Below are 12523 nucleotides of genomic sequence, written 5' to 3'. Positions count from 1 at the left end.
CTGTTCAAATTTGCGCGTAGATCGGGGCCGGCGCACTTTTGCTGCCGCGCGTGCAGGCGTAGACACGGGGCCAGATCATATTTCCGGCGCACTGCGCTGACCTAGAAGGAGACAAGACATGCTCAACAATATCGGCCTTCCCGGCCTGCTGCTGATCGCCGTTGTGGTTCTGGTGCTGTTTGGCCGCGGCAAGATCAGCTCGTTGATGGGTGAAGTGGGCAAAGGCATCACCGCGTTCAAGAAGGGCGTCAAGGACGGCTCGGAGGAACTGGAACAGGACGCGTCCGAACTGGCCAAAGACGTCACCCCCGAGACCGACAAAGACAAGGTCTGAGCCTAGATGTTTGATCTGGGCTGGACCGAGCTTCTGGTCATCGGCATCGTCGCGTTGATCGTGGTGGGGCCGAAGGACCTGCCTGTGCTGTTTCGCAATGTCGGACGGTTCGTCGGCAAGGCGCGCGGCATGGCGCGCGAGTTCAGCACCGCGATGAACGAGGCGGCGGATGAGGCTGGCGTCAACGAGATCAAGAAGGGCCTGAAGGCAGCAACCAACCCCGTGGGCAGCGCGATGGACGGCATCAACGAGGCCGCGCGCGATGTGGCCAAGTCCCTCGATCCGACCAAGTTCGACCCTGACAGCGAAACGGGCAAGCTGGCTGCTGAGCGGGCCGAACAAGCCAAGAAGATTCAGGCCACAACGGCCCGCGCGGCTGCGGAGCGCAAAGCCAAAGAGGCTGCAGATGCGCTGGCCAAGGCGGAAGAGGCCGAAGCCGCGTTGAAAACCGAAAGCAAGACATGACCAAGACCGACGAGATCGAGGACAGCTCGGCCCCATTGATCGAGCATCTGGCCGAGCTGCGCACACGGCTGATCCACTGCGTTGTGGCGTTCCTGATCGGCATGATCATCTGTTTCACCGTGGCCACGCCGCTGTTCAACTTCCTCACGCAGCCTTTGTGCGAGGTACTGACTGAGCGTGGGCAGGATTGCGGGCTGATCTTCATCTCTCCGCAGGAAGGGTTCTTTGTCGCCATCAAGGTGTCGCTGCTGGGCGGCTTCATTCTGGCCTTTCCCTATATCGGGATGCAGATGTGGCGGTTCGTGGCGCCGGGCCTGTACAAATCGGAAAAAAACGCATTTTTGCCGTTCATGCTGGCCTCGCCCTTCATGTTCCTGCTGGGCGCAAGCTTTGCGTTTTATGTCGTCACACCGCTGGCCTATGATTTCTTTCTAGGGTTCCAGCAATTCGGAGCCGAAGGTGAGGCCGTCGCCGAAGGCGCTACCGCCCCGCTGAGCGTGGTGTTCCAGGGCTCGGCACAGGAATATCTGAACCTGACCATCAAGTTCATTGTGGCCTTTGGCCTGTGCTTCCAACTGCCCGTCCTGCTGACCCTGATGGGCAAGGCGGGTCTGGTCAGTGCCGAAGGTCTGGGCGCGGTGCGTAAATATGCGGTGGTTGGCATTCTGGTATTGGCCGCCATCGTGACACCGCCGGATGTGATCACTCAGATCATCCTGTTTGTGGTGGTTTATGGCCTCTATGAGATTTCGATCTTCCTGGTCGCCCGGGTTGAGAAGAAACGCGAAGAACAGCTGCGTGCCGATGGCTATTATGACGATGAAGAGGCCGAAGCCGATGCGGACATGATGCAGGATTACGAAGAGACCAAGTAATCTGAGCAAACAACGGAAAAGGCGCGCCCGGTTTCGGCGCGCCTTTTTCATGTGCGGCCCTTGTTGTGCCGAACGGAACATGGTTGAACGCCGCAGGACCACCCCGGAGGAGCCGATGGACGACCAAGCCCTGAACCGTATCGCCGACGCGCTGGAACGCATCGCGCCCGCACCGCTGGCTGCGCCCGATTTCAACGCCGCGCCGGCCTTCGTCTGGCATGTGGAACCCGACCGGCTTGAACCCGTCACGCAGGTCAACCTGGTCGATCTGGATTTGCTGGTGGGGATCAACCGATCCCGCGACACGCTGCTGGACAACACGCGCCGCTTTGCCGCTGGCTACAAGGCCAACAACGCGCTTTTGTGGGGTGCGCGCGGAATGGGGAAATCCAGCCTTGTCAAAGCCGTCCATGGCACCTTGCAGGCTGAGCACCCGGACCTGAAACTGGTGGAACTGCAGCGCGAGGATATGGCCTCGGTCGCGCGCCTGCTGAACCACCTGCGCTCTGCGCCGCATAGGTTCATCCTGTTCTGCGATGATCTGTCGTTCAGCCATGATGACCAGCACTATAAATCTCTCAAGGCGGTGCTGGATGGTGGTATCGAAGGCCGCCCGGAAAACGTGGTATTCTACGCCACCTCGAACCGGCGCCATCTGATGCCGCGCGACATGATCGAAAACGAACGCTCCAGCGCAATCAACCCGTCCGAGGCGGTCGAGGAAAAGGTTTCACTCTCCGATCGGTTTGGCCTGTGGCTCGGCTTCCACCCCTGCGATCAGGACGAATATCTGGCGATGATCGACCGCTACTGCGCCGCCCATGGCGTCACGGTCGACGCTGAAACCCTGCGCGCGGAAGCCATCGAATGGCAAGCCACGCGCGGGTCGCGCTCGGGCCGCGTGGCTTGGCAGTTCTTCGTCGATCTCGCCGGGCGCAACGGCGTCCATATCGCGTAATCCGCCCGCTTCATCTGGCCAAAAATATCCCCGCCGGAGGCATGGCCCGTCAGGGCCATCCGCTACAGCTGCGCCAGTATTCGCGCCGCTTCATCTGCAGGGCTGGTCAGTGCATCCCGATCCTCGCCGGGGTGGAACCGGGCGCGAACGGCTGTGGGCATCGGCGAAGGCTCGACAATCGACACGCGCGGCCCTGTCCGTTCGGTCTCAGCCGCCCAACTGCGCGCCAGTGCCATCTGCGCCGCTTTGGTGGCGCCGTAGATGCCATAGAACTTCTCGCCCGCCTTGGGATCATCGAAGAATACCGCATGACCGGCATCCCCCAGCAAGGGCGTCACATACGAGATCAGCAGTGAGGTGGCCGTCGCGTTGATGTTGACGGCCTTGGCCCATTCCTTGGGGTCGACAAAATGCGCGGGCGTCAGGGCCGAGGTGTGGATGGCCGTATGCAACCACAGATCAACCTTGCCCCAGCGGTCGTGAATGCCCCGGCACAGGGTTGCCATCGCATTCGGGTCAGCAATGTCCATCGGCGCCAATGTGGCCGAGCCGCCCTTGGCCTGAATGCGGTCGTCCAGCTCTTCCAGCCCGCCTGTGGTGCGGGCAACGGCGACGATGTGGTATTCTGGGGCCAGCGCTTCGGCCAATGCCGCGCCCAACCCGCGTGAGGCCCCGGTGACGAGGGCGATTTTGCTCTGATCGGTCATGAGGGAGGGTTTGAACCCGCGCGCGCAAAGCGTCAAGTCAGGATCAGCCGCCGGGAATGCCGATCCGCAGGTTCTGGCCGCTTTGTCGCAGCACGACGCCCTGTTCATCAATGGCCAGCACACGGCCTGACCCCACGCGGCTGCCGGGTTTCACCTTTTTCACTCGACCCGAAGACGTTCGGACCAGCGCCTGCAGCTCGGCTTTGGGGCCAAAAACCCCCAACACCGAAACCGAATTTCTTTTCAGCGCACCCGCCTGCGTGGCTGCACCTGTGACCGTTGTGTTTGGCATGATCTGCGGTCGGGTCAGGTGCCCGAACCCCGTGTTTTGAGTGGTTTGAAGCGTTCGCGTATCACGGCATGTAGGCGACCTGAAGAGACACGCAAGAGTGCTGCGACGGCTTAAGTTTCCACCTGTGCAAGTCACTGCCCAATCAGAAAAAACAGTAGGCGGATTCTGACCGATTAGCGCGGCTGACCATTGGCGGGGCCAGCCACGTCAATGCGTCCCGAATCGCTTGTCGGAAACGTTTAGCCCGAGGCCAGTTTCGCCGCGTTCCACGAACTGCCGACGACCTGCATATCCTCGCGCTTTTTGCTGACCCGGCTGCTGTTCTCCAGGCTGTCCAGATACTCCTGATCGACGCCGGTGATGTAATTGCCATCAAAGCAGGAACAGTCAAACGCCTCGATCTCTGGGTTGCCCTCCTTGGCCGCCCAGATCAGATCGTCAAGCCGCTGATAGAACAGGGCATCTGCACCCAGTTCCTTGCGGATTTCTTCGATCTCTTTGCCATGGGCAATCAGTTCATGCCGGGTGGGCATGTCGATGCCATAGACATTGGGATACTTCACCGGTGGCGAAGCACTGGCGATATAGACCTTTTTCGCACCGGCCTCGCGGCACATCTGTACGATTTTCTTGATGGTGTTGCCGCGCACGATCGAATCGTCGATCAGCAGCACGTTATGGCCGTCGAATTCCAGCGGAACGGCGTTCAGCTTGCGGCGGACGGATTTCTGCCGTTCGGCCTGACCGGGCATGATAAAGGTGCGCCCGACATAGCGGTTCTTTACCAGACCTTCACGATAGGGGATGCCGGTGATCTTGGCCGCTTCCAGCGCCACAGGCCGGGCGCTGTCGGGGACCGGGATGATCCGGTCGATCTGAAGTCCCGAATCCTCAATCTGTTTTGCCAGCGTCTGTCCCATGCGCATCTGGGTTTTGTAGACCGACACGCCATCCAGCAGCGAATCCGGACGGGCGAGATAAACATATTCGAAGATACACGGCGTCAGCTTGCCTTCGACGGCCTGGAATTCATGCATGTTACCGTCAAGGTCGATCAGAATCGCCTCGCCGGGGTTGAGATCGCGCAGCTTGTCGAAGCCGTTGATGCCAAAGGCCACGTCTTCGGAGGCAAAAGCATAATCGTCGCCTTCGCCTTGCGCCGCACGTTTGGCAACCGACAGCGGGCGAATGCCATAGGGGTCGCGGAAGGCCAGCATACCGACGCCGGCGACCAGACAGATCACCGAATAGGCGCCCTGAATACGTTCCATGGTCATCTTGACGCCCGCGAACAGGTTGCGGATCGGATCGGCGTTGCCGTTCACCTTGATCGCATCGGCCACCTTGTCGGCCAGCACGTTCAGCAGGACCTCGGAGTCGGAGGTGGTGCGCAGGTGGCGGCTGTATTTCGCGGTGACCTTTTCGCGCTGCTCTTCGGTGTTGGTGATGTTGCCGTTATGGACCAGATAGATGCCATAAGGGGCGTTCACGAAGAAGGGCTGCGCCTCGGCCGCGCTGAGCGATCCTGCGGTGGGATAGCGGACATGGCCCATGCCGACCTTGCCCAGCAGGGTTTCGGCGTCATTGGCGTTGAACACGTCCTTGACCAGACCATTGGCCTTTTTCTCGCGGAAGAATTCGCCGTTATAGGTGACGATCCCCGAGGCATCCTGACCTCGGTGCTGCAGCATCAGCAACCCGTCATAGATTTCCGCAAAGACATCATGTGTCCGACTTGCGATCCCCAAAATCCCACACATAAACGGGCTCCAATTTCTATGACTTGTTCAGGCTGACGGTCAGGTCGGGGCGGCTGCGGCTGGGTATCTGAACGGGATTATGCGGGCCAGAAGGGCGCAAAGCGGGCACAGCCGCAACGGCGGCCTGTGCGAAAGAAAGCAGATACAGCAAGATCGGCAGCTCCGATTCCATCTTGGTTCGGCCTCCACATACTGCCAAACGATGCGTGTGTCATCAAAGGATCACATCTGCGATTTGCCGCAGGTGGGATTTCACCGCACCGTGAGTTTCAGGTGACAATTGCGCAGACCTATGCTGTCATATGTCGACACACGCCCTTGCAGGCAGTTCGGAAGCATCGGGTAGAAGACAGCTATGTGGCAACACAAGCAGAACAGGCCAAAACAAGAACCGGTTAAGCGGCGGTGTCATCGCTGCCGTGGGGCAGGGCGCGCGCCCTGTGAGATCTGCAAGGGCAGCGGCGAAGTGATCAAAAGCCGCGATCAGTTTGGCAAGCCCATTCCCAACCGCTGCGATGGCTGTTTCGGGCTGAAATCCATCCGCTGTACTATTTGCGGGGGCGAAGGGTTCCTCTGATTCCGGTGTGCCAGACATGAAAAAGCCCGGTTGGGGCCGGGCTTTCATCAGGGTCTGACTGGCTGATTTCAACCTTCCGAAGAACCGTCCGCGGTGCAGCTGGCAACCAGCTGTTCGTACTGGGCCGTGACCCAGCCCAGAGCGGCCTCGGGGTTTTGTTCTTCGATCTTGCCGCTGAACTGTTCGAACACTTTGGCCGAGCGGCTTTCGTCAACCATCGTGTAGGACTGACCGGTCATCACGGTGTCGTAGACAAAGAACGCGATCGCCACCAACAGGATGCCGCGGGCGATGCCGAAGAAGAAACCAAGCGCCTGATCAAGACCGCCAATCGCCGAGCGTTGCACCAGCGATGAAAACAGCGGGGTGAAAATGCTGACCACGATCAGCGCAATGGCGAAAACCGCCGCAAAGCCGGTAATGACCGACAATTCGCAACTGTCGCGCAGGAACTCTCCGACCACCGGAACCTCTTTGACCAGAGGCACCGCCTGTGGCGCGAAGATGAACGCCAGAACGGCGGCGGCGACCCAGCCCGCGATGGCCAGAACCTCGCGCATGAAACCGCGCGAATAGGCCAGCAAGCCCGACAGCACGATGATCAGGGCCACAACCCCGTCAATTATTGTAAAACCTTCCATGGCCCTCGCCTGTTCGTTTTTCTGCCCCTCGGGGCGCGACCTTAACCTGCTCCGAAGGTTTCGCCAACAAACCCCACCAAATCAGAGGGTCGGGTGAGTGTCAGACCTGCCACAGTGCCGGTTTTGCCACCTGCCGGAGCAATTGCCGCCGTGAAACCAAGTTTTTGCGCCTCTTTCAACCTGTTTTCGGTCTGCGGGGCCGGTCTAAGTGCCCCGGATAGCGAGATTTCTCCGAAAACCACGGTATCTGCGGGCAGGGCCGTGTCTTCGCGGGCGCTCAGCAGCGCGGCGGCAACGGCCAGATCGGCGGCGGGTTCCGAGACTTTCAGCCCTCCGGCCACGTTCAAGTAGACATCGAGCCCGGCAAAGGGGATGCCGCAGCGCGCCTCGAGTACTGCGAGGATCATCGCCAGCCTGCCGCTGTCCCAGCCCACCACGGTGCGGCGGGGCTGCGAATGGGGCGATGGGGCTACAAGTGCCTGCAATTCCACCAGAACGGGCCGCGTGCCTTCGATACCCGCGAACACCGCCGAGCCGGGGCTGGGCGTGCCACGTTCCGACAGGAACAGCGCCGAAGGGTTGGTGACCTGCGCCAGGCCCTTGCCGGTCATCTCAAACACGCCGATCTCATCTGCCGGGCCAAAGCGGTTCTTGACCGCGCGCAGGATACGGAACTGGTGGCCGCGCTCGCCTTCGAAATAGAGCACGGTGTCGACCATGTGTTCGACCACCCGGGGGCCTGCGATCTGGCCTTCCTTGGTGACGTGGCCGACCATGATGATCGACACGCCGTGGCGTTTTGCAAATGTCGTCAGTTCATGCGCGGCGGCGCGGACCTGACTGACCGAGCCCGGTGCGCTGTCGACATTGTCGGCCCACATGGTCTGGATCGAGTCGATGATTGCGAGGCCGGGCTTTTCAGCTTCCAGCGTGGTGAGGATGTCGCGCAGGTTGGTCTCGGCGGCCAGTTGAACAGGCGATTCCTCCAGACCCAACCGGCGCGCGCGCATCCGAACCTGCGCACTGGCTTCTTCACCCGAGACGTAGATGGTTTTCACGCCCTTGCGCGCAAAACGCGCAGCGGCCTGTAGCAGTAGAGTGGATTTGCCGATTCCGGGATCTCCGCCGACCAGCAGGGCCGAGGCGGGGACGAGGCCACCGCCGAGAACGCGGTCAAGCTCTTCGACGCCGCAGAGCGTGCGTGGCGGGGGTGTTTCTTCGGTCGACAGGTCAGTGAGCGCGACGGATTGGCCACGTTTGCCGCCGAGCGATTTCTTGGCTGGCCCAGCCGAGAGGGGTGCTTCCTGAATGATGGTATTCCATTCGCCGCAGCCATCGCAGCGGCCCGACCATCTTGTATGTGAGGCACCGCAGGCGGAGCAGGTGAAGGATTGTGTCTTTGCCATACCGCCCTTGGTGCCCGAGGAAGGGCGGTTCTTCAAGCCCTTGCGGGCTTTCCTCACCGCCGGGGGCGCGCCGCGTCCTCAGGCCCTGTGGGCCATCGTCCGCGGCGGGCGCTGAAAGCGCCTATTCGGCTGCCCGAGGGGGTGTCATGGCCACCACGCTGGCGGGTGTTTTGTCGTCCGAGGGGGATTGCAACTGAGCGGAAAGCTCGGGGAGAAGGTCGAACAGTTCATCCCTGAGGCGCGCGAGTTGCGATTTGGCGATGGATTCCTCGATCTCGATATCGCGGGTCCATTGGCGCAGCTCATGCTGGATGGTCTGGGCGTCTTCGATCCGGTGCTGGAATTGCTCGACCTCTTCCTGACGCTGCCGCAGGAAGGCGCGGGCGCGCTCGACCTTGGCGTCCCCGTAGGTCTCGGCCAGTTCCTGACTGATCTGGCTCATCTGAGCAGCCAGTTCCAGCACCTGCGGCTCGAGCCCTTGCAGATCGGGATGGTCGCGCAGGAAGGCCATGTGTTCTTTCACCGCGTCGAATTCCGAGGACAGCGCAAAGGCGCCGCTGCGGTCGGCGGCATGGGCCAGCTGATACGCCCCGGCCACGTCCTGCATGTTCAGCGAGAAGTTTCGGTGGGTCCGTTCCAGCGCCATCATGCGGGCACTGGAGGGCAGGTAAAAGGCCAGCATCAGGATCAGCACGGTCAGGCCGAATTGGACATAGGGACCGGCATCGATGGTGGCACCACCGCTGAGGCCGGCCTGAAGCGAAAGCCATGGCAGGATGCCGAAGGCAGATAGAACAGTTGTTGTGACCGCGAATAATGCTGCGGCGCAGATCAGGAAAAATGTCAGTTTCAATAGGGCATTCTGAAACTGCAAAGTCAGGCTATGGAGGGCGGCCATGATCGTCGATCTCCTTCTTCAACCGATGTGAAACCGGGTCAAAGCGGACGACAATCAAGCACGATCTGGTCCGCTCAGGACCCGTGAACTACAAACACGTTGCTGCTCGAAATATCATAAAGATACTCAGAAATGCGTTTTCAATCAATTAGGTCTGAGGTTTTCGTGATCCAAATGTCATCTCTGTAATATGACCTAGGGTCAACGAAGCAAGGATGCAGCCGGTAAACAGGTAGAGGCCCCAAGCGGTTTCGATGGTGGCGTATGAGATGCCCTTGGCCAGTGTAATGTAGAGCGCGATGAGGAAGATATCGGCCATCGCAAGCTTGCCGAGGATGTTCAGCGCGGGTTGGACGCGCGGGTCGAGCAGGTTCCATTGGACCAGCGCGGTGCCGATGGTTTTGATGTAGGGCGCGAAGAGGGCGAAGACGGTGACGACCAGCGCGAGGAAGATGTCGGATTTCCACAAGGACTGGAGGCCGGTGATGACGCTGATCTCGCTGAGGCCGAAGATCGGCAGGAGGCCTGCGCGCATCAGCGGGGCGAACCATGCGATGGGGTAGAGGATCAGGAGGGAGAGGGTGGCGAGGCGGAGGGTCATATCCGATACGCTAGTTGATCATGTTTCGGACGGAAACCATCCAACCCACAATGAACAGCAAGGTAATGCCGCCAACAAGGCCATATGACATTCTTTTGTCTGCGACAGTGACAAGTAGTTTCCGATGCAGCAGAAGTCCTGAAATGACATACCCAACGGACAAAGGAATACCCGAGAGCGGTTCTTCAATGTTCAGCGTTTTTACCAATAGAATCGACGCGAGCATTCCCGGAAAGGCACCCTGCAAAGCGGAGATTATGACAGGAACGAAAATGACTTCGGTTCGCAGCGAGCGTGGGACTCCCGACTTCTCGCCTATGAAATGAATGGTAAACCAAGCTAGCACAACCGAAATGAAGTAGAGAAACGGAAGCTGTTCAATGAGCAGTTTCACGAATTGCACTACCGCACCGCCTCAATCGGCCCCTCTGCACTCCCGCTGATGAACTGCTCGACATAAGGATCACCTGAGGCGTCCATCTGGCTGACCGGGCCGGTCCATTGGATCAGGCCTCCGTGCAGCATGGCCACGTTGTCGGCAATCGCGCGGACCGAGCTCATGTCGTGGGTGATGGTCATCGCGGTGGCACCCATCTCGGTCACGATTTCGCGGATCAGGTCGTTGATGACGCCGGACATGATGGGGTCGAGGCCGGTGGTGGGCTCATCGAAAAAGATGATCTCGGGCTCGGCGGCGATGGCGCGGGCGAGGCCGACGCGTTTTTGCATGCCGCCCGAAAGCTCGGCTGGGAAGCGGTCAGCGACGTTGGATTTCAGGCCCACACGGCGCAGTTTCTCGATGGCGATCTCGCGGGCCTCGTCCGCAGGGCGTTTCAGTGAGCCGCGCAGCAGGCGGAAGGCGACGTTTTGCCAGACGGGCAGCGAGTCAAACAGCGCCGCGCCCTGAAACAGCATCCCGAAGCGGGCCAGAAACGCATCCCGGTCGCCTTTGGTAGCGTCCTTGCCGTCGACATAGATCATGCCGCTGTCGGGCTTGATCAGGCCGAGGATGCATTTCAGCGCCACCGATTTGCCCGTCCCTGAGCCGCCGATGATGACCATCGATGTGCCCTTGGGAATCTCAAGGTTCATGCCTTGCAGGACGCGGTTGTCGTCAAAGGCTTTCGTTACGTTCTCCATCCGGATCATAGCGAGAAGAACACCCCCGTGAGTACGAAATTGGCGGCGAGGATCAGCACGGCGGCGGCCTCGACCGAGCCTTTTGTGGCGCGGCCCACGCCCTGCGCGCCGCGGCCCGAGGACATGCCATAATAGCAGCCCATGATGGCGGCGATGACGCCGAAAGCAGCGCCTTTGACCAGTGATGAGACGATGTCGCGGGTTTCAAGGAAGTCCACCGTGTTTTTCAGATAGGCCGCCGGGTTGAAGCCCAGATTTTGCGTGGCCACGGTGTAACCCCCTGCGATGCCAATGATATCTCCGACCCCGACCAACGCCGGGACGGTGATCAGGGCGGCCAGCACGCGCGGGGCGGTGAGGTATTTCATCGGGTGCGTGGAGAGCGTGACCAGTGCGTCGATCTGCTCGGTCACTTTCATGGTCGCGATCTCGGCGGCGATCGAAGACGTCACGCGGGCGGCGATCATCAGGCCGACCAGTACCGGGCCAAGCTCTCGCACCATGCCGATGGCGACGATCTGGGGCACCACGGCTTCGGCATTGAATCGCGCGCCACCGGCGTAGATCTGCAGCGCCAGCGCGCCGCCAGTGAAGATGGCGGTCAGACCGACCACGGGCAGGGACAGCCAGCCGATATTCAGCAAGGCGATGCCGAACTCGCGCGGATAAAACGGCGGTCGGAAAATATGCGAAACCGCGTCGAGCGCGAACAGCGCGACGCGGCCAAACGCGGCCAGCACGGTCAGGATGGCGCGTCCCAGCTCACCCAGCAATGAGACGGGGTTCATTCCACGTAGCCTCGGGAATAGCGGCTGCCGAGAGAGGTCAGAATTTCATAGCCGATGGTTCCGGCGGCTTCGGCCAGATCATCGACGGTTTGGTGCCCGTTCAGAATACGCAGGCGATCGGGTTTGTATGGCAAATCGGTTACATCCACGGTGATCAGGTCCATCGAGATACGTCCTACCACCGGGCAGGGCTGATCACCAGCGAATGTATCGATGCCGCCGCCGATGGCACGATGCAGCCCATCGGCGTAGCCCGCCGCGACAGTTGCGATCCTGGACGGACGGCGCGCGGTCCAGGTGCCGCCATAGCCCACGGTCTCACCCACCGCGACGTCGCGGACCTGAATTACCGGCAGATCGACAGCGACCACCGGCTTGGCCCCGGCAAAGGGCATCCCACCATACAGGCCAATGCCCGGACGGCAGAAGTCGAAGTGATATTCGGGACCCAGCAAAATACCCCCGGTCGCGGCCAGCGAGCGGGGCACCTCGACGCCATCAGTCATCTGCTTGAACGTCTCAAGCTGTTGGCGATTCATCGGATGGTCGGGCTCGTCCGCGCAGGCCAGATGGGACATCACAACCAGCGGATCACGCTTTAACGCGTCGTGTCGCAGTTCCGCCCAATCCGCGGGTTCCAGCCCGAGGCGGTTCATGCCGCTGTCCAGCTGGATGCCGAACTTGTGATCCGGCAGGGCCTCGAGATGGCGTTTGAACTGTTCGGGCGAGCTGATCAGCGGCGTCAGCTTGTGGTCGCGCAGCAGATCGGCATCGCCTTCCATATGGCCTGAAAAGACGGCAACCATCGGGCCGGGGCCAACCGCCTCGCGGACGATGGCGCCTTCCTCGGCTGCGGCCACAAAGAATTTGCGCACACCTTCTTCGGCCAAAGCCCATGCAACCGGTTCCGCCCCCAACCCGTATGCGTCGGCTTTTACTACGGCGCCGGTTTCGACGTCAGTTTTGGCATTAAGCGCCTGCCAGTTCTGTGCCAGCGCGTGCAGATTGATCGTTAGATGTGCAGTACTCATGATCCCGTTCAAAACATTGCCCGAACCAAGGTCAAGAGGGAATGGTAACC

General features: G+C 60.6%; 16 protein-coding genes. 4 read left to right on the top strand and 12 right to left on the bottom strand.

All coding sequences use genetic code 11. The features are described from left to right. The first annotated feature begins 118 nt into the window (after window positions 1-118). The 4 genes from ACR3E4_RS17510 (at window position 119) to ACR3E4_RS17495 (ending at window position 2632) form a co-directional block, all read left to right on the top strand. Window positions 119-334, top strand: coding sequence for a twin-arginine translocase TatA/TatE family subunit (locus tag ACR3E4_RS17510; RefSeq protein WP_008758019.1), 216 nt, complete (start codon window positions 119-121; stop codon window positions 332-334). Window positions 335-340: 6 nt separating this feature from the next. Continuing rightward, window positions 341-799 (top strand): Sec-independent protein translocase protein TatB, encoded by a 459-nt coding sequence (tatB, locus tag ACR3E4_RS17505; protein ID WP_480532074.1) that lies wholly within the window; start codon window positions 341-343, stop codon window positions 797-799. Next, window positions 796-1674 carry a twin-arginine translocase subunit TatC gene (tatC, locus tag ACR3E4_RS17500; RefSeq protein ID WP_480532076.1) on the top strand — a complete coding sequence of 293 codons (879 nt, stop codon included), beginning with the start codon at window positions 796-798 and terminating at the stop codon, window positions 1672-1674. Before tatB ends, tatC begins: the two co-directional genes overlap by 4 nt. A gap of 115 nt (window positions 1675-1789) precedes the next feature. Beyond that, the gene (locus ACR3E4_RS17495; protein WP_480532078.1) at window positions 1790-2632 is read left to right on the top strand and encodes an ATP-binding protein; all 843 of its coding nucleotides are present in this window, start codon (window positions 1790-1792) and stop codon (window positions 2630-2632) included. 62 nt (window positions 2633-2694) lie between these two features. Here the strand turns inward: ACR3E4_RS17495 and ACR3E4_RS17490 are convergent, their stop codons facing one another. The 12 genes from ACR3E4_RS17490 to alr form a co-directional block, all read right to left on the bottom strand. Beyond that, entirely contained in the window at window positions 2695-3339 is a 645-nt protein-coding gene (locus ACR3E4_RS17490; protein ID WP_480532079.1) for an SDR family NAD(P)-dependent oxidoreductase, read from the bottom strand. A gap of 43 nt (window positions 3340-3382) precedes the next feature. Beyond that, a complete protein-coding gene (locus ACR3E4_RS17485; RefSeq protein WP_480532080.1) occupies window positions 3383-3631 on the bottom strand; it encodes a pilus assembly protein PilP in 249 nt (82 codons plus the stop codon). A 239-nt stretch (window positions 3632-3870) separates the two neighbouring features. Then, the gene (gene purF / locus ACR3E4_RS17480; protein ID WP_480532081.1) at window positions 3871-5391 is read right to left on the bottom strand and encodes an amidophosphoribosyltransferase; all 1521 of its coding nucleotides are present in this window, start codon (window positions 5389-5391) and stop codon (window positions 3871-3873) included. Window positions 5392-5407: 16 nt separating this feature from the next. Next, entirely contained in the window at window positions 5408-5563 is a 156-nt protein-coding gene (locus ACR3E4_RS17475) for a hypothetical protein (RefSeq protein ID WP_480532083.1), read from the bottom strand. A 473-nt stretch (window positions 5564-6036) separates the two neighbouring features. Then, window positions 6037-6609, bottom strand: coding sequence for a CvpA family protein (locus tag ACR3E4_RS17470; RefSeq protein ID WP_480532085.1), 573 nt, complete (start codon window positions 6607-6609; stop codon window positions 6037-6039). Window positions 6610-6650: 41 nt separating this feature from the next. Continuing rightward, window positions 6651-8015, bottom strand: a complete 1365-nt coding sequence (radA, locus tag ACR3E4_RS17465) for a DNA repair protein RadA (protein WP_480532357.1) — start codon at window positions 8013-8015, stop codon at window positions 6651-6653. Window positions 8016-8136: 121 nt separating this feature from the next. Further along, window positions 8137-8913, bottom strand: a complete 777-nt coding sequence (locus tag ACR3E4_RS17460; RefSeq protein WP_480532087.1) for a DNA repair protein — start codon at window positions 8911-8913, stop codon at window positions 8137-8139. Window positions 8914-9061: 148 nt separating this feature from the next. Beyond that, window positions 9062-9514: a paraquat-inducible protein A gene (locus ACR3E4_RS17455; RefSeq protein WP_480532089.1), complete on the bottom strand. Its 453-nt coding sequence runs from the start codon at window positions 9512-9514 to the stop codon at window positions 9062-9064. A 10-nt stretch (window positions 9515-9524) separates the two neighbouring features. Continuing rightward, a complete protein-coding gene (locus ACR3E4_RS17450) occupies window positions 9525-9908 on the bottom strand; it encodes a hypothetical protein (protein ID WP_480532091.1) in 384 nt (127 codons plus the stop codon). Window positions 9909-9916: 8 nt separating this feature from the next. Further along, entirely contained in the window at window positions 9917-10663 is a 747-nt protein-coding gene (locus tag ACR3E4_RS17445; RefSeq protein ID WP_480532093.1) for an ABC transporter ATP-binding protein, read from the bottom strand. After that, the gene (locus tag ACR3E4_RS17440; RefSeq protein ID WP_480532095.1) at window positions 10660-11442 is read right to left on the bottom strand and encodes an MlaE family ABC transporter permease; all 783 of its coding nucleotides are present in this window, start codon (window positions 11440-11442) and stop codon (window positions 10660-10662) included. Before ACR3E4_RS17440 ends, ACR3E4_RS17445 begins: the two co-directional genes overlap by 4 nt. Next, window positions 11439-12473, bottom strand: coding sequence for an alanine racemase (gene alr, locus ACR3E4_RS17435; protein ID WP_480532097.1), 1035 nt, complete (start codon window positions 12471-12473; stop codon window positions 11439-11441). Before alr ends, ACR3E4_RS17440 begins: the two co-directional genes overlap by 4 nt. Between the last annotated feature and the right edge of the window lie 50 nt (window positions 12474-12523).

Source organism: Ruegeria sp. AP11, assembly GCF_056535865.1.
The sequence above is the reverse complement of the archived record's forward strand: the minus strand, read 5'-3'. Positions and strand labels throughout refer to the sequence as shown.